We start from the raw sequence: 15,015 nt of genomic DNA on the forward strand, positions 1-15,015 counted from the left end.
TCTCCCAAATACAAGTCTCATTATACGATGCGCAACCGGTCTCAAGCCGAACCGCGGGATGCCGCTGCCGCCCCGCTCGGCGCGCCGCCTTCCGATCTTCCCACACCGCTGCTCGGCGGTCTCACGCCGGCGCAATTCATGCGCGGTTACTGGCAGAAGAAACCGCTCCTGATCCGCCAGGCGATCCCCGGCATTGCGTCGCCGGTCACGCGCGATGCGCTGTTCGAGCTGGCATCCGACTATGACGCGGAATCGCGACTGATCACCCATTTTCGTAACAAGTGGCAACTGTCGCACGGTCCGTTCGAGCCCGACTCGCTGCCGGCCGTCACGCGCAAGTCCTGGACCCTGCTCGTGCAGGGGCTCGACCTGCACGTCGATGCGGCGCGCGCGCTGCTCGACCGCTTCCGCTTCATCCCCGACGCGCGGCTGGACGACCTGATGATCTCGTATGCGACCGACGGCGGCGGCGTCGGTCCGCATTTCGATTCGTACGATGTATTCCTGCTGCAGGTCGAAGGCCGGCGTCGCTGGCGCGTCGGTGCGCAGAAAGACCTGTCGCTGCAGCCGGATGTGTCGCTGAAGATCCTCGAGAACTTCGAACCGAGCGACGAATGGGTGCTGGAGCCCGGCGACATGCTGTACCTGCCGCCCCACATCGCGCACGACGGCGTCGCCGAAGGCGAATGCATGACCTGCTCGATCGGCTTCCGGGCCCCGTCCTCGGGCGAACTGGGCGCCCAGTTCCTGTACTATCTCGCGGAGCGCGGCGGCCTGCGCGACGGGGGCGGCGACGACCTCTACCGCGATCCGAAGCAGCCGGCCGTCGACACGCCCGCGCAATTGCCTCCGGCGCTGGTCGAGCGCGTCGCCGAGATCGTCGACGCCATCCGCTGGCGCAAGCGCGACGTCGCCGAATTCCTCGGCTGCTACCTGAGCGAGCCCAAACCGAACGTCGTATTCGACCCGCCGGCGCGTCCGCTGTCCGAGGCCGCGTTCGTCACGCAAGCGTCACGCCGCGGTGTGTGTCTCGACAGAAGGGCCGCATTGATGTATAACGCGCGATCGTACTTCATTAATGGCGAGGAAGGACCGCTCGAGCAGGCCGGCGAATGGCTGCCCGAACTGGCCAATCAACGCCAGATGGAGGCGAAACGGTTTGTAACACTATCCCGGGCTCCCTCGATGACAGCCTTGTTGCACGAGTGGTATTGTGCGGGCTGGATACGGGTCGGAGGCCGGAATTAGTGTGAGTCGCCCCGTATGCCCGTACAGATCAATTTCTGTATGGGAAAGACAACGTATTGACCCCGCATTTGTCGACGGTCGATAGGAAAGTGCATATAATTTCCGCCCAAGCCGTAGGGAAGATTCACGCTCTAGAAGTGCATCTCCACCAGCGGCCCAGGTCGGTGTTGGAGCACATTACCGGTATTGTTTCGCGCTGTTGCTTACCTTTAACCATAAAAGGACGTGATCATGAAGAAATCCCTCCTCGTAGCTTCCCTGTTGGCTGCTGTTGCACTGGCTGCTTGCAACAAGAGCGCTGATCAAGCTGCTTCGTCGGCTGCAAGCGACGCGGCTGCTGCTGCTTCGACGGCTGCTTCGGCAGTTGCTGGTGCAGCGAGCGACGCTGCTGCCGCTGCTTCGTCGGCAACGGCTGCTGCGAGCGACGCTGCTGCTGCAGTGGCGTCGGCTGCTTCGGCAGCGACGGCTGCTCCGGCTTCGGGCGCAAGCCAGTAAGCCTCAGCATCAGCTGAAAAAAAACCGGCCCACGGGCCGGTTTTTTTACGTCTGCGGTTTCCGGATCGATCGCCCGGCAGTCGCACCGGGCCGCCACCGCGGCCCTGCCCCGCTCAACCGAGCATCAGCCAGTCGAACCCCGCGTCCTGCGTGGCCACGACCACGTCTTCCCCGCTCGTCCCCAGCACGCCGGCAAACGCCTGGCGGGCCAGTTCCGGCAGGTTGTTCTGCTGGCTCAGATGGGCCGCGACCAGGTGCTGGAGGCGGCTGCGTTCGAGCGACGCGAGGATGTCGGCCGCCGCGTCGTTGCTCAGGTGACCGTGGTTGCCGCCGATCCGCGCCTTCAGAGACTGCGGATAGCGGCTCGCGGCCAGCATCGCCGTGTCATGGTTGGATTCGAGCACCAGCGCGTCACAGCCGCTCAGGACGGCCGTGATGTGCGGCGTGGCCATTCCGACGTCCGTCAACACGCCGAGCCGGCTGCAGCCGTCCATAAAGACGAACTGGAGCGGCTCGCGCGCATCGTGAGGGACCGTATAGGGTATGACGGCCAGATCGCGGATCGCGGCCGTCTCGTCGCCCCACAGCACGTGGAGATCGACATCGGCCTCGTCCGCGCCTACCGCCCGCGCGGTGCCCCAGCTCATGTAGAGCGGCAGCGACGCGCGCCGGGCGAGCGTCAGCGCACTGCCGACGTGGTCGCTGTGTTCATGGGTGATGAGGATCGCATCGAGATCATCGATGCCGAGATTCAGTCGGCCGAGCCGGCGCTCGACCTCCTTGGCAGAAAAGCCGCAGTCGAGCAGCACGCGGGTGGTCGTCGTGCCGCTCGAGGCCTCGACGACCAGCGCGTTGCCTTCGCTGCCGCTTCCGAGGCTGGCGAATCGCACGCGCTCAGTTCAACTGCGCGTGCAGCAGCGAAATGATCCGCTGCGCGTCCGACGAATTGTCGACCTGGCCGTTTGCGCCGACCACCGCGACCTGCGTGCCGCCGTTGCCTTGCGCACGCACGTTGACCAGGAATTCCTTGCCCGGCTTCGCCGCTGCCGGACCGCCGTAGAACAGCTTGCCGAACAGGCCGTCGCGCTTGAGCTCTTCCATCGAATTCGCGTAGCGCACGGTGTACACGCCCTTCTCGCGGTCGCGATTGTCGACCGTGAAGTTGGTACGGTCGAGCGCGAGGCCCACGCGCAGCCACGCACGGTCGAACGACTCGGCCAGTTGCAGCGTCGCGGCGCCGGTGCTCGTGTCGCTGACCTGCGCCGGTGCCGTCGCGGGATGCGCATCGGTCAGCAGTTGCTTCGCCTGCGCGTCGGTCAGGCCGAACTTCTGCATCAGCTTCGACAGGAACACGGCTTCGAGCACCGGATTGCGCGGACGCTCTTCCCAGCGCGACGACGTGCCGCCCTGCGGGCCGACCATCATTTCTTCCATCGCGCTATGCGTGATCGAGATGTCGGTGTTGCCGTCCGACGTGCGGTTCACGAGCGTACGGAAACGGTCGCGCGTGCCGGACGAGTACGCGAAATCGATGACCTTGCCGATCGTGCGGCGGAACCAGTCGTCGGGAATGTTCGCGCGGTTCTCGGCCCAGTCGGTGGCCATGATGCCCGTCGACGGCGCATCGGTCTTCAGCGAGAAACCGTTCTCCTGCCAGAACTCCTTCAGGATTGGCCACAACTGCTCGGGCGTCCGGCCATCGACGACGAGCCAGCGGCGATCGCCGTCGCGCTCGATGTGCATGCCGAGCGGATCCTGCGCGCTCGGGATGCCGTCGGTCGCGTTGCCGGCCTGCGTCGTGACTCGCGGCGGCAGCGTGCCGAGCCCGGCGTTGGTCGGCGGCGCGACGAACTGCTGGGTCGTCGGCACCGGCTTCAGGTCGCTCGGCACCGCGAGCGGCGGCGCCGAACCGGTGTTCTTGTAGTTGACCCGATCAGGGGCCAGGTAATCGTTCAGCGTATCGCAGCCGGCGAGCGCGCCCAGCGCCAGCGCCACCACCGACATCTGGATGGCGCGAGAGGAAATGGCGAAACGTTTCATGAAATCCTTCGTCTTGCTTGAACGCTCGTCAGGAGCGGCGCCGGACGGAGCCGGCCGGTGCGGGTTGATCAGGGGTCGAGCCGGCGGCCGCAGGGCGCGGCCGCCTCGGCATCAGGCGAGAACGCCGGCCTCGACGAGGGCCGAACGCACGGCATCGTGGCAGCGCTCGTCGAGCGCCGTGAGCGGCAGTCGGATGCCGCCCTGCATCTTGCCCATCGCCTGCAGCGCCCATTTCACCGGAATCGGGTTCGCCTCGATGAACAGGTTCTTGTGCAGCGACAGCAGCTTCATGTGCAGCTCGCGGGCCGTCTGCACGTCGCCGGCCAGCGCCGCGCGGCACAGCTCGCTCATCGCGCGCGGCGCAACGTTCGCCGTCACCGAGATGTTGCCGTGGCCGCCGAGCAGCATCAGCGCGATCGCCGTCGGATCGTCGCCGCTGTAGATCGCGAAATGCTTCGGCGCGGCCTTGATCAGGTGCGCGGCACGATCGATGTTGCCCGTCGCTTCCTTCACGCCGATGATGCCCGGCACTTGCGCGAGACGCAGCATCGTCTCGTTCGCCATGTCCGCGACCGTGCGGCCCGGCACGTTGTACAGGATCACCGGCAGGTCGACCGCTTCGGCGATCGTCTTGAAGTGACGGTACATGCCTTCCTGCGTCGGCTTGTTGTAGTACGGCACGACCTGCAGCGTCGCGTCCGCGCCGACGGACTTCGCGTGCTTCGTCAGCTCGATCGCCTCTGCGGTCGAGTTGCCGCCCGCGCCCGCGATGATCGGAATGCGTTTCGCCGCATGCTCGACCGCGGTGCGGATCATCAGGATGTGCTCTTCGACGCTGAGCGTTGCCGACTCGCCGCTCGTACCGACCACGACGAGCGCATCGGTGCCTTCCGCGATGTGCCAGTCGATCAGTTTGCGAAACGCCGGCAGGTCGAGACTGCCGTCTTCGAGCATCGGGGTGACGATCGCGGGGATGCTGCCGCGGATTTGAATGCCGTCTTGGGTGCCGTTAGCCATGAAACGCGATTGATTGTGTACCGGTAAACGTTGAGATTGTAGCGGATTAGCCGGGCAGTTCGTAACGTGGAATTCCCGCCCCCGCCTTCGGGGTCGCGCCCTCGCGCACTGCGCAGAGACGCTGGACGAACGCCTCGCGCGGCGCGGCGACGAAACCATCCTCGTACGCGACCACCCGCAGGCGGCCGTGCACGGCGTCCAGCAGCTCGCCCGGGGCGAGCAGGAACGCGGGGTTGGACGGTTTGCCGACCGTTTCGTTTCCTTGCGCGAAAGTTTCGTAGATGAGCACGCCGCCCGGGGCCACCGCATCGAGCAGATGGGGCCAGAGCGGGCGATGCAGATAATGGGTGACGATCACGGCCGAAAACCGCTCGCCGGCCGGCAGCGGCCACGGCGCGCCTTCGAGATCGGCATCGCGGGCATCGACGCCCGCAATCGTGCGCAACGCGGCCAGCGCGGCCGGGTCGCGGTCGAGCGCGACCACCGGATGCCCATGCGACGCGAACCAGCGCGCATGGCGGCCCCCGCCCGCGGCGACGTCGAGCACCGCGCCGCCGGCCGGAACGAGCCGCGACCATTGCGCGACCCAGCGCGACGGCTCGGCCTGTGCGACGTGGCCGCCCGCGGCGGCGATGACGGATTCGCTCATGCAGTCGGATCAGTTGTACGACAGGCCCATCGCGTCGCGCACGTCGCGCATCGTTTCCGTCGCGTACTTGCGCGCCTTGTCGCAACCGTCCGCGACGATCGCGCGCAGCAGCGACGGATCGTCCATGTACTTCTGCGCGCGCTCGAGCATCGGCTGCTGTTCGCGCAGGATGCCTTCGATGACCGGCTGCTTGCAGTCGAGGCAGCCGATGCCTGCCGAGCGGCAGCCCTTCTGCACCCACTCGTGCGTCGCTTCGTCCGTATAGACCTGGTGCAGTTGCCACACCGGGCACTTGTCGGGGTCGCCCGGATCGGTGCGGCGCACGCGCGCCGGATCGGTCGGCATCGTGCGGACCTTCTTCGTGATCGTCTCGGCGTCTTCACGCAGGCCGATCGTGTTGCCGTACGACTTGGACATCTTCTGCCCGTCGAGGCCCGGCATCCGGGACGCTTCGGTCAGCAGCGCCTGCGGCTCGACGAGGATGATCTTGCGCGCGCCTTCGAGATAGCCGAACAGGCGCTCGCGGTCGCTCATCGACAGGCTCTGCGATTCCTGCAGCATCGCACGCGCCTGTTCGAGCGCCTCGTCGTCGCCTTCCTGCTGGTACGCGTTGCGCAGCTCGTGATAGAGCTTCGCGCGCTTGCCGCCGAGTTTCTTCGCGGCGTCGAGCGCCTTCTCCTCGAAACCGGGCTCACGGCCGTACAGGTAGTTGAAGCGGCGCGCGATCTCGCGCGTCATCTCGACGTGCGGCACCTGATCCTCGCCGACCGGCACGAGCGAGCCGCGATACAGCAGGATGTCGGCCGCCATCAGCACCGGGTAGCCGAGGAAGCCGTAGGTCGACAGATCCTTGTCCTTCAGCTTCTCCATCTGCTCCTTGTAGGTCGGCACGCGTTCGAGCCAGCCGAGCGGCGTGCTCATGCCGAGCAGCAGCGCGAGCTCCGCGTGCTCGGGCACCTTGCTCTGGATGAACAGCGTCGCCTGCGCCGGATCGATGCCGGACGCGAGCCAGTCGATCAGCACGTCCCACACGTTCTTCTCGATGACCTCGGGAGTCTCGTAGTGCGTCGTCAGCGCATGCCAGTCGACGACGCAGAAGAAGCACGGGTACTCGGACTGCAGTTTCACCCAGTTTTTCAGCACGCCGTGGTAATGACCGAGGTGCAGCGACCCGGTGGGTCGCATGCCGGAGAAAATACGTTCTGGGAACATGATTGTCGTTAGAGAAGCGAGGCGAATGGAGACAGGATGGCGCTCAGCACGGCATAGCCGACGTTGACGAGCGGGCGCAGCCAGAAGTTCGTCAGCACGCCCGTCGCGACCAGCGCGAGGACGATGATGAAACCGTACGGCTCGATGCGCGACAGCGCGATCGATTGCTTCGGCGGCAGCAGCGCCGCCAGGATGCGGCCGCCGTCGAGCGGCGGCAGCGGAAACAGGTTCAGCACGCCGAGCACGAGGTTCGCGCTGACGCCGGCAAACGCCATCCGCGTGAAGAACGGCTCGTCGATGCCGACCGCGGGCAGCACGAGGGTCAGCAGCCCCCAGATCAGCGCCTGCACGAAGTTGCAGGCCGGGCCCGCGAGCGCTACCCACAGGCTGCCCCAGCGCGGATCGCGCAGGTTGCCGAACGAAACCGGCACCGGCTTCGCATAGCCGAACAGGAACGCGCCGCCCGTCAGGAAATACATCGCGAGCGGGATCGCGATCGTGCCGATCGGATCGATGTGGCGCATCGGATTGAACGACACGCGCCCCATCACGTAGGCGGTGTTGTCGCCGAGCAGGCGGGCGGCGTAGCCGTGCGCGGCCTCGTGCAACGTGATCGCGAAGATCACGGGCAGCGCGTAGACGGCGATGGTCTGTATCAGGGAAGCATCCATATCGCGTTATTGTAACAAGCGCACTCGCGCAAAAATGGAACGGCGCGCGCTTACGCGGCCGAGAGTCCGAACGGTTCGAGCGCGCCGCGCCCCGCGCGCACGAGTTCCGGCTCGTTGCCGGTCAGGTCGATCACCGTCGACGGCTCGCGCGGGCACGCGCCGCCGTCGATCACGAGGTCGACCTGTTTCTCGAGCCGCGCACGAATGTCGTCCGGATCGTTGAGCGGTTCGTCGTCCGGCGGCAGGATCAGCGTCGTGCCGAGCAGCGGCTGACCGAGCGATTCCAGCAGCGCGAGCGTGATCGCGTGATCGGGCACGCGCAGCCCGATCGTCTTGCGCGACGGGTGCGACAACCGGCGCGGCACTTCCTTCGTCGCCTGCAGGATGAATACGTACGGGCCCGGCGTCACCGACTTGATCTGCCGGTACTGGCGATTGTCGACCATCGCGAAGTTGGCGAGCTCCGACAGGTCGCGCACGAGCAGCGACAGGTGCTGCTTCTCGTCGAGGCCGCGAATCCGGCGGACCCGCTCGACCGCATCCTTGTCGTCGAGATGGCACGCGAGCGCATAGCTCGAATCGGTCGGCATCGCGATCACGCCGCCCTTGCTGACGATCTCGACGGCCTGCTTGATCAGGCGCGGCTGCGGATTATCCGGATGAATCCTGAAGAACTGGGACATGGAAGCAGATAAAGAGGGGGGAAGTCGGATGCGCGCGTCGGCAGCAACTCGGGCGGCGGGCGGCCGCCCGGCGTCAGAGCCAGCGCTCCCAGACCGGTGTCAGGTCGGACGGCAGCGGCGGCAAGCCGCCGAGCTCGACGCGGCCCTCGCCCGGCGCATGGAAATCCGAGCCGCGCGACACTTCGAAGCCGAAGCGGCGGGCAACGTCCGCGTATTCGCGGTATTGGTCGGGCGTGTGGCTGCCCGTGACGACCTCGATCGCGCGGCCGCCGAGATCGATGAACTCGCCGAAGAACGCGTCGAATTCGACGGGCGTATAGCGGTAACGGCCCGGATGCGCGACCACGGCTTCCCCGCCCGCCGCGCGGATCCACCCGACCGCGTCGGACAGCGTCGCCCAGCGATGCGGGACGAACCCGGGCTTGCCGTCGCCGAGCAGGCGGTCGAACACGTCGGACGTCGATTCGGCGTGGCCGTTTTCGACGAGAAAACGCGCGAAGTGCGTGCGCGAGATCAGGTCGGGATTCGATACGTACTTCAGCGCGCCTTCGTACGCGCCGGGAATGCCGAGCGTCTCGAGCTGCGCGCCGATCGCCCGCGCGCGCGCCGCGCGGCCGTGGCGCGTGCGGTACAGGCCGTCGACGAGCGCCGGGTTCGCGGGATCGATGTTCAGGCCGACGATGTGCACGGTGCGCGATGCCCACGTGACCGAAATCTCGACACCGCTCAGGTAGTGCATGCCGAGCGCTTTCGCCTCGCTGCGCGCCGCCGCCTGGCCGCCGATCTCGTCGTGGTCGGTCAGCGCCCACAGGGTCACGCCGCCGGCATGGGCACGGCGCGCGACATCGGCAGGCGACAGCAACCCGTCGGAAACATTCGAATGGCAGTGGAGATCAGCGTTCATTGTCGGCATGGCAGGTAAGGCTTCATTCTACTGCAACGCGGCAATTGCGCCGCCCGCCTGCCCCGCCGCCGCCGTCGCGCGCCTACGCGCAGAACGCCTCGATCAGCGCCGCGATCTGCTCGGGTTGGTCGTGATGCACCATGTGGCCGGCATCCTCGACGAGCTTCTCGCGCCAGTCGGGGAATGCGTTGAAACGCGCCTTGAATTCCGGCAGCGGGATGTCGCCGGCGATGTACGCGAGCGTCGGCGAATTGACGGCCTCGACGTGCAGCACCTTCGCGCGCACCTGCTTCCAGGTGGCCATCACCTCGTCGAGCCGGTACAGCAGCGGACCCGGCATCTTGTGCGCGGGGTCCGCGAGCAGGTGGTAGAGGCCGTCGTCGCCGCGCTTCGACCAGTGCGCGGCGAGGAATGCGGCGCGCTGCGGGTCGAGCCGCGGATTGGTCCTGGTCAGGCGCGCCGCCACCTCGTCGAGGGATGCGTAAGGCCGCAGCGCGGGCGGCTCGCGCAGCTCGTCCAGCCAGCCGCGCAGCCGGCGCGGCGCCTGCTCGGCCCGCGCGGGCGCGAGCCCGAAACCCTCGAGGTCGACCACGCGCCGCACGCGTTCCGGCCGCGCGCCCGCGTACAGGCACACGACGTTCGCGCCCATGCTGTGCCCGACCAGGTTGACTTCGCCGGCCGGCGCATAGTGGTCGACGAGCGCATCGAGGTCGCCCAGGTATTCATGGAACCAGTAGTGGCCGCCGCCCTGCCGCGCGACCGGCCAGTCGGACAGCCCGAAGCCGCGCGCATCGGGCGCGATCACCTGCCAGTCGCCCGCGAGCGCGTCGACGACGAACTGGAACGACGCCGCGACGTCCATCCAGCCGTGCAGCATGAACAGCGTCGGCGCATCGGGCCGGCCCCAGCGCCGCACATGCAGCTTCACGCCGCGCACCGTGACGAAATCGGAAACAGAACTCGAGGCACTCATTGCAGCCGCCAGAAAAAAGAATGGTCGTTCGATTATAGCGGCGACGCCCTCGTTCCGGCGGTCGGCAGTCGAGGCCCCTCTCTAGCGGTGCGGCGGCTCGAGGTCCGACGAAACGACCGGGAAGCGCCATCGGCCGGGCGCGCGGGCCGGCCTGGCGGCAGGCAACACGTAGCCGGACGCGATCCGGCTAACGCGCCGCGTTTCCGTCCGCTGCGTCCTGCGCGGCCAGTTCGTCGAGTTCGGCCTGCTCGAATCCGGCATCGCGCCGCGCATCGAAGTTGAACGGGCCGCGCAGCCGCGGCGCATGATATTGCTCGGCAAGCTGGCGGTAGGCCGGCACCGGATCGCGGCCGGTTTCGTCGCACAGATGCCGGAACCAGCGGTTGCCGATCGCGACATGGCCGACCTCGTCGCGCAGGATCACGTCGAGGATCGCGGCCGACGCATCGTCGCCCGCCTGTACGAGCCGCGCACGGATCGGCGGCGAAGCATCGAGCCCGCGGGCCTCGAGCGTGCGCGGCACGAGCGCCATGCGCGCCAGCACATCGCCCTTGGTCCGCTCGCACATCTCCCACAGCCCGTTGTGCGCGGGAAAATCGCCGTACGCATGCCCGAATGCCGCCAGCCGGTCGGACAGCAGCGTGAAGTGACAGGCCTCCTCGGCCGCGACCTTCAGCCAGTCCGCATAAAACGCATCCGGCAGGCCCGCGAAGCGCCACACCGCGTCGAGCGCCAGATTGATCGCATTGAATTCGATATGGGCGAGCGCGTGCAGCAACACCGCGCGCCCTTCGGGCGAACGCATGCTGCGTCGCTCGAGCTGGCGCGGCTCGACGAGCGCCGGACGTGCCGGGCGCCCGGGCAGATCACCCGGTTCGTGCAGGTCGAGCGACGGCGCAATCGCGGCCTGCCCGGCCAGCAGCGCGTCGTACAGCGAACGCACCTGCGCGGCCTTGGCCGCAGGTGCGGATACACGCAGCGCGTCGAGCGCAACGCGACGCACACAGGCCGGCACATGACCGAAAGAAGAAGACTCCATGCTCATAAACGGGGACACCCTGCGCGCGCATCGCGGGAGCGCACGCACGCGACGGTTTACAATATGCGATTGTTCCGCGGCGCCATGCGCCGGGCAAACCAGACGCGCCATTCTACCGGCGCCCATCACCGAAGAGACAAGGAGACTCCGTGACGATCTACAAGCTGGGCGATACGGCCCCGACGATCCACGAAAGCGTATTCGTCGCCGATACGGCGGCCATCATCGGCAAGGTCGTGCTCGAGGAAAACGCGAGCGTCTGGTTCGGCGCGACGATTCGCGGCGACAACGAGACGATTGCGGTCGGCGCCGGCAGCAACGTCCAGGAAGGCGCGGTACTGCACACGGACCCCGGCTTTCCGCTGACGATTGCCGAAAACGTGACGATCGGGCACCAGGCGATGCTGCACGGCTGCACGATCGGCGAAGGTTCGCTGATCGGTATTCAGGCGGTGGTCTTGAATGGAGCGGTCATCGGCCGCAACTGTCTGGTTGGTGCCGGCGCGGTCGTGACGGAAGGCAAGACGTTCCCGGACAACTCGCTGATTCTCGGCGCACCGGCGAAAGTCGTGCGCGAGTTGTCGGCAGAGGACATCGCGCGGTTGCGCGCAAACGCGAAGACGTATGTCGAGCGGCGTGCGCATTTCAAGGAGCAACTCGTGCGGATCGGGTGATTCGCGCGATTTCAAGGAAGAAGAGTGAGCGACCAGTTACAGAAATTCATGTTCAATGCGGCGCCCGTGCGCGGCGAGATCGTTTCGCTGCGCAATACGTGGCAGGAAGTGCTCGCCCGCCGCGACTACCCTGCCCCCGTGCGCACGGTGCTCGGCGAGATGATGGCCGCGTGCGCGCTGCTGTCCGCGAACCTGAAATTTCACGGCACCCTGATCATGCAGATCTTCGGCGACGGGCCGGTCCAGATGCTGGTCGTCCAGTGCGGTTCGGATCTGTCGATGCGGGCCACCGCGAAGTTCTCCGGCGACGCGGCACAAACGATCGGCGACGACACGAGTTTCGCGTCGCTCGTCAACGCGAGCGGCCATGGCCGCTGCGTGATCACGCTCGACCCGGCCGACAAGCTGCCGGGCCAGCAGCCGTACCAGGGCATCGTGCCGCTGAATGGCGTCGACGGCCCGCTCGAATCGGTGTCGCAGGTGCTCGAGCACTACATGCACCACTCGGAGCAGCTCGACACGCGGCTGTGGCTCGCGGCCGATCGCGACCGCGCGGTCGGCATGCTGCTGCAGAAGCTGCCGGGCGACGGTGGCATCGTGCCGCGCAACGCCGAAACCGATATCGACACGTGGGAGCGCGTCTGCACGCTCGGCGGCACGCTGTCCGCGCAGGAACTGCTCGAAGTCGAACCGGAAGTCGTGTTCCGCCGGCTGTTCTGGCAGGAGAACGTGCAGCACTTCGAGCCGGCCGGCACGCGCTTCCAGTGCTCATGCTCGCGCGAGAAGGTCGGTGCGATGCTGCGCATGCTCGGCCGCGACGAAGTCGACAGCGTGATCGTCGAGCGCGGCCACGTCGAGATCCACTGCGAGTTCTGCAACCAGCGCTACGAATTCGATCCCGTCGACGTCGCGCAGTTGTTCGCAGCACCCGGCGTCGAGACCGGCATCGCGCCCGCGACCGACCAGCGTCACTGAGCGGCGCGCCCGATGCCCGCCGTCCGGGCACGGGCGCATAATGACGCAAGAGCGTCGCACGCGCGGCTCAGGCGCCGAAGGCTCGGCCTTCGGCGCAAGCCGCTTCCCGTCGGCGGCGCGCTGCAGGAGAAACACATGAATCGTCCGTTTCGCACCATCGTCCTGACGAGCGTTGCCGCCGGCACGCTCGCGCTTGCCGGCTGCGCGATGCCGCCGCCGTCTTCCACGATCCTGAGCCGCCTGCCCGAACCGGGCGCGTCGGGTGGCCAGCCGCCCGTGCTGTCGAGCGCCGAACGCAAGCGCTACGACGAGATCGACCAGCAGGTTCTGCGCGAACAGAACAGCGCGATGGCGGCCGAAGCGGCCGCGCGCGCATGGGCCTATTACTCGCCGCCGCCCGTGACGGTTTACGGCGGGTATTACGGCGGATGGGGGAATCGCTGGGGAACGGGTATCAGCTACGGCTACCCGGGCTGGTGGTGGTAAGCAGTCGCCCGGCCGATTGAATACTGTCAGGAAATAAAAAAGCGCGGCATTTCCCGCGCTTTTTCAATGGGTTCGAACTGCCGCACTCAGTGATGCTGGGCCTTGCCCTTGTCGCCGCCATGATGCCGCGACGGCTTCGCCATCGACTGCGGATTCGGCACGACACGCACCGGCGCCGCCGACACGGCACCGCGCGTCGACGTGTTCGAAGGCGTGTTGTTCAGCGGCACCGCCGGTGCATTCGGCGACACGAACTGCACGAATACTTCGCCGTCCTTCACCATGCCCATCTCGTAGCGCGCGCGCTCCTCGATGGCCGCGGTACCGCTCTGCAGATCCTGCACTTCGCCCGCGGTTCGCTCGTTGCGCAGCTTCTCGTCCGCATTCTTCTGGAGCTGGTCGCCGAGCTGCTGACGCAATTCATGCACCCGCAGCCAGCCGCCGTGTCCCCACCATAGGGGGTACTGAATGAGCGCCAGCAAGGCAATCAGGACGACAGTGACAAGCCGCATGTAAGAGACGCAGATATAAGAAGCGCCGCTCCGCGCACATGCACAGAGCGGCGTCGATATGACGAACCCGATATTAGCGCGTTAGCGCAGGTTATAGAAAGCCGATTTACCCGGGTAGCTCGCGATGTCACCGAGATCTTCCTCGATGCGCAGCAGCTGGTTGTACTTCGAGATGCGGTCGCTGCGCGACAGCGAACCCGTCTTGATCTGACCGGCGTTCAGGCCGACCGCGATGTCCGCAATCGTCGAATCTTCCGTTTCGCCCGAGCGGTGCGAGATCACGGCCGTGTAGCCCGCACGCTTTGCCATTTCGATCGCCGCGAACGTTTCGGTCAGCGTACCAATCTGGTTGATCTTGATGAGGATCGAGTTCGCGATGCCCTTCTCGATGCCTTCCTTCAGGATGCGCGTGTTCGTGACGAACAGGTCGTCGCCGACGAGCTGCACCTTCTTGCCGAGGCGGTCGGTCAGCAGCTTCCAGCCTTCCCAGTCGCTTTCGTGCATGCCGTCCTCGATCGACACGATCGGGAACTTGTCGGCGAGCGTCGCGAGGTAGTCGGTGAATTCGGCCGACGACAGTTGCAGGCCTTCGCCCGCGAGCTGGTACTTGCCGTCGTGGTAGAACTCGGATGCCGCACAGTCGAGCGCGAGCAGCACGTCTTCGCCCGCACGGTAGCCGGCCTTCTCGATTGCCTGCAGGATCGTCGACAGGCACTCGTCGTTGCTGCCGAAGTTCGGCGCGAAGCCGCCTTCGTCGCCGACTGCCGTGCTCATGCCGCGGTCGCTCAGGATCTTCTTCAGCGCGTGGAACACTTCCGCGCCGCAACGCAGGGCTTCACGGAACGTCGGCTGGCTGACCGGGACGATCATGAATTCCTGGATGTCGAGGCTGTTGTTGGCGTGCGCGCCGCCGTTGACGATGTTCATCATCGGCACCGGCAGCTGCATCGCGCCCGAACCGCCGAAATAGCGGTACAGCGGCAGGCCTGCCTCTTCGGCGGCAGCCTTCGCGACGGCCATCGACACGGCCAGCATCGCGTTCGCGCCGAGACGCGACTTGTTGTCGGTGCCGTCCAGCTCGAGCAGCGTCTTGTCGAGGAACGCCTGTTCCGACGCGTCGAGGCCCATGATGGCTTCGGAGATTTCGGTGTTGATGTGCTCGACTGCCTTCAGCACGCCCTTGCCGTTGTAACGGCCGGCTTCGCCGTCGCGCAGTTCGATCGCTTCACGCGAGCCCGTGGACGCGCCCGACGGCACCGCCGCGCGGCCCATCGTGCCCGATTCGAGCAGCACGTCGCATTCGACGGTGGGGTTGCCGCGCGAATCCAGAATCTCGCGGCCGATGATATCTACGATTGCACTCATGGGTTTCCTCTGAGAATGACGATGGATTCTTCAAACTGCGACGGCATGCGTGCCGAAACCGCTTTCGCTACA

At 66.5% G+C, this 15,015-nt stretch carries 18 protein-coding genes; 6 read left to right on the forward strand and 12 right to left on the reverse strand.

Annotated features, from left to right (window positions below; genetic code table 11):
• The first annotated feature begins 27 nt into the window (after positions 1-27).
• The 3 genes from ABD05_RS00375 to ABD05_RS37250 are packed head-to-tail and all read left to right on the forward strand — an operon-like array spanning position 28 to position 1,743.
• On the forward strand, positions 28-1,248 hold the full coding sequence (locus ABD05_RS00375) for a cupin domain-containing protein (RefSeq protein ID WP_047898467.1): 1,221 nt from the start codon (positions 28-30) through the stop codon (positions 1,246-1,248).
• A gap of 56 nt (positions 1,249-1,304) precedes the next feature.
• Positions 1,305-1,550, forward strand: coding sequence for a hypothetical protein (locus ABD05_RS39400; protein WP_075122947.1), 246 nt, complete (start codon positions 1,305-1,307; stop codon positions 1,548-1,550).
• The gene (locus ABD05_RS37250) at positions 1,480-1,743 is read left to right on the forward strand and encodes a hypothetical protein (RefSeq protein ID WP_034195863.1); all 264 of its coding nucleotides are present in this window, start codon (positions 1,480-1,482) and stop codon (positions 1,741-1,743) included. The genes ABD05_RS39400 and ABD05_RS37250 overlap by 71 nt, the downstream gene beginning before the upstream one ends.
• Before the next feature lie 113 nt (positions 1,744-1,856).
• Here the strand turns inward: ABD05_RS37250 and ABD05_RS00380 are convergent, their stop codons facing one another.
• The 10 genes from ABD05_RS00380 to ABD05_RS00425 form a co-directional block, all read right to left on the reverse strand.
• Positions 1,857-2,633 carry an MBL fold metallo-hydrolase gene (locus ABD05_RS00380; protein ID WP_047898468.1) on the reverse strand — a complete coding sequence of 259 codons (777 nt, stop codon included), beginning with the start codon at positions 2,631-2,633 and terminating at the stop codon, positions 1,857-1,859.
• A 4-nt stretch (positions 2,634-2,637) separates the two neighbouring features.
• Entirely contained in the window at positions 2,638-3,783 is a 1,146-nt protein-coding gene (gene bamC / locus ABD05_RS00385; protein ID WP_047898469.1) for an outer membrane protein assembly factor BamC, read from the reverse strand.
• 111 nt (positions 3,784-3,894) lie between these two features.
• Positions 3,895-4,800 carry a 4-hydroxy-tetrahydrodipicolinate synthase gene (dapA, locus tag ABD05_RS00390; protein WP_047898470.1) on the reverse strand — a complete coding sequence of 302 codons (906 nt, stop codon included), beginning with the start codon at positions 4,798-4,800 and terminating at the stop codon, positions 3,895-3,897.
• Between the two features lie 46 nt (positions 4,801-4,846).
• Positions 4,847-5,449, reverse strand: coding sequence for a class I SAM-dependent methyltransferase (locus ABD05_RS00395; protein WP_047898471.1), 603 nt, complete (start codon positions 5,447-5,449; stop codon positions 4,847-4,849).
• A 9-nt stretch (positions 5,450-5,458) separates the two neighbouring features.
• Positions 5,459-6,661, reverse strand: coding sequence for a tryptophan--tRNA ligase (locus ABD05_RS00400; RefSeq protein ID WP_047898472.1), 1,203 nt, complete (start codon positions 6,659-6,661; stop codon positions 5,459-5,461).
• Positions 6,662-6,669: 8 nt separating this feature from the next.
• Positions 6,670-7,332: a site-2 protease family protein gene (locus ABD05_RS00405; protein WP_047898473.1), complete on the reverse strand. Its 663-nt coding sequence runs from the start codon at positions 7,330-7,332 to the stop codon at positions 6,670-6,672.
• 50 nt (positions 7,333-7,382) lie between these two features.
• The gene (locus ABD05_RS00410; RefSeq protein WP_047898474.1) at positions 7,383-8,015 is read right to left on the reverse strand and encodes an L-threonylcarbamoyladenylate synthase; all 633 of its coding nucleotides are present in this window, start codon (positions 8,013-8,015) and stop codon (positions 7,383-7,385) included.
• 73 nt (positions 8,016-8,088) lie between these two features.
• Positions 8,089-8,919 (reverse strand): 3',5'-nucleoside bisphosphate phosphatase, encoded by an 831-nt coding sequence (locus ABD05_RS00415; protein ID WP_047901016.1) that lies wholly within the window; start codon positions 8,917-8,919, stop codon positions 8,089-8,091.
• An 82-nt stretch (positions 8,920-9,001) separates the two neighbouring features.
• Positions 9,002-9,892 (reverse strand): alpha/beta fold hydrolase, encoded by an 891-nt coding sequence (locus tag ABD05_RS00420; RefSeq protein WP_047898475.1) that lies wholly within the window; start codon positions 9,890-9,892, stop codon positions 9,002-9,004.
• A 187-nt stretch (positions 9,893-10,079) separates the two neighbouring features.
• Complete coding sequence (locus tag ABD05_RS00425) at positions 10,080-10,937, reverse strand: ferritin-like domain-containing protein (protein WP_047898476.1); 858 nt, start codon at positions 10,935-10,937, stop codon at positions 10,080-10,082.
• Positions 10,938-11,080: 143 nt separating this feature from the next.
• Here ABD05_RS00425 and ABD05_RS00430 point away from each other — a divergent pair, with 143 nt between their 5' ends.
• The 3 genes from ABD05_RS00430 to ABD05_RS00440 all read left to right on the forward strand — a co-directional run bounded on the left by ABD05_RS00430 (position 11,081) and on the right by ABD05_RS00440 (position 13,066).
• Positions 11,081-11,605 carry a gamma carbonic anhydrase family protein gene (locus ABD05_RS00430; RefSeq protein WP_034183575.1) on the forward strand — a complete coding sequence of 175 codons (525 nt, stop codon included), beginning with the start codon at positions 11,081-11,083 and terminating at the stop codon, positions 11,603-11,605.
• A gap of 24 nt (positions 11,606-11,629) precedes the next feature.
• The gene (hslO, locus tag ABD05_RS00435) at positions 11,630-12,580 is read left to right on the forward strand and encodes an Hsp33 family molecular chaperone HslO (RefSeq protein ID WP_047898477.1); all 951 of its coding nucleotides are present in this window, start codon (positions 11,630-11,632) and stop codon (positions 12,578-12,580) included.
• A gap of 135 nt (positions 12,581-12,715) precedes the next feature.
• Positions 12,716-13,066: a hypothetical protein gene (locus tag ABD05_RS00440; protein WP_047898478.1), complete on the forward strand. Its 351-nt coding sequence runs from the start codon at positions 12,716-12,718 to the stop codon at positions 13,064-13,066.
• Positions 13,067-13,152: 86 nt separating this feature from the next.
• Here the strand turns inward: ABD05_RS00440 and ftsB are convergent, their stop codons facing one another.
• Both ftsB and eno read right to left on the reverse strand, forming a co-directional pair.
• Positions 13,153-13,578: a cell division protein FtsB gene (gene ftsB, locus ABD05_RS00445; RefSeq protein WP_047898479.1), complete on the reverse strand. Its 426-nt coding sequence runs from the start codon at positions 13,576-13,578 to the stop codon at positions 13,153-13,155.
• A gap of 81 nt (positions 13,579-13,659) precedes the next feature.
• Positions 13,660-14,943, reverse strand: a complete 1,284-nt coding sequence (gene eno, locus ABD05_RS00450) for a phosphopyruvate hydratase (protein ID WP_011352544.1) — start codon at positions 14,941-14,943, stop codon at positions 13,660-13,662.
• Positions 14,944-15,015: the final 72 nt, after the last annotated feature.

The sequence above is a fragment of the Burkholderia pyrrocinia genome (assembly GCF_001028665.1).
GTDB classification, from domain to species: domain Bacteria; phylum Pseudomonadota; class Gammaproteobacteria; order Burkholderiales; family Burkholderiaceae; genus Burkholderia; species Burkholderia pyrrocinia.

Bases quoted from the DNA above. Each gene is read 5' to 3' on its own strand.
- ABD05_RS00420 (WP_047898475.1), bottom strand. From the start codon at position 9,892: ATGAGTGCCTCGAGTTCTGTTTCCGATTTCGTCACGGTGCGCGGCGTG.
- bamC (WP_047898469.1), bottom strand. From the start codon at position 3,783: ATGAAACGTTTCGCCATTTCCTCTCGCGCCATCCAGATGTCGGTGGTG.
- ABD05_RS00425 (WP_047898476.1), bottom strand. From the start codon at position 10,937: ATGAGCATGGAGTCTTCTTCTTTCGGTCATGTGCCGGCCTGTGTGCGT.
- ABD05_RS00395 (WP_047898471.1), bottom strand. From the start codon at position 5,449: ATGAGCGAATCCGTCATCGCCGCCGCGGGCGGCCACGTCGCACAGGCC.
- ABD05_RS00405 (WP_047898473.1), bottom strand. From the start codon at position 7,332: ATGGATGCTTCCCTGATACAGACCATCGCCGTCTACGCGCTGCCCGTG.
- ABD05_RS00440 (WP_047898478.1), top strand. From the start codon at position 12,716: ATGAATCGTCCGTTTCGCACCATCGTCCTGACGAGCGTTGCCGCCGGC.
- ABD05_RS00400 (WP_047898472.1), bottom strand. From the start codon at position 6,661: ATGTTCCCAGAACGTATTTTCTCCGGCATGCGACCCACCGGGTCGCTG.
- ABD05_RS00415 (WP_047901016.1), bottom strand. From the start codon at position 8,919: ATGAACGCTGATCTCCACTGCCATTCGAATGTTTCCGACGGGTTGCTG.
- ABD05_RS00375 (WP_047898467.1), top strand. From the start codon at position 28: ATGCGCAACCGGTCTCAAGCCGAACCGCGGGATGCCGCTGCCGCCCCG.
- ABD05_RS37250 (WP_034195863.1), top strand. From the start codon at position 1,480: ATGAAGAAATCCCTCCTCGTAGCTTCCCTGTTGGCTGCTGTTGCACTG.
- ABD05_RS00410 (WP_047898474.1), bottom strand. From the start codon at position 8,015: ATGTCCCAGTTCTTCAGGATTCATCCGGATAATCCGCAGCCGCGCCTG.
- dapA (WP_047898470.1), bottom strand. From the start codon at position 4,800: ATGGCTAACGGCACCCAAGACGGCATTCAAATCCGCGGCAGCATCCCC.
- eno (WP_011352544.1), bottom strand. From the start codon at position 14,943: ATGAGTGCAATCGTAGATATCATCGGCCGCGAGATTCTGGATTCGCGC.
- ftsB (WP_047898479.1), bottom strand. From the start codon at position 13,578: ATGCGGCTTGTCACTGTCGTCCTGATTGCCTTGCTGGCGCTCATTCAG.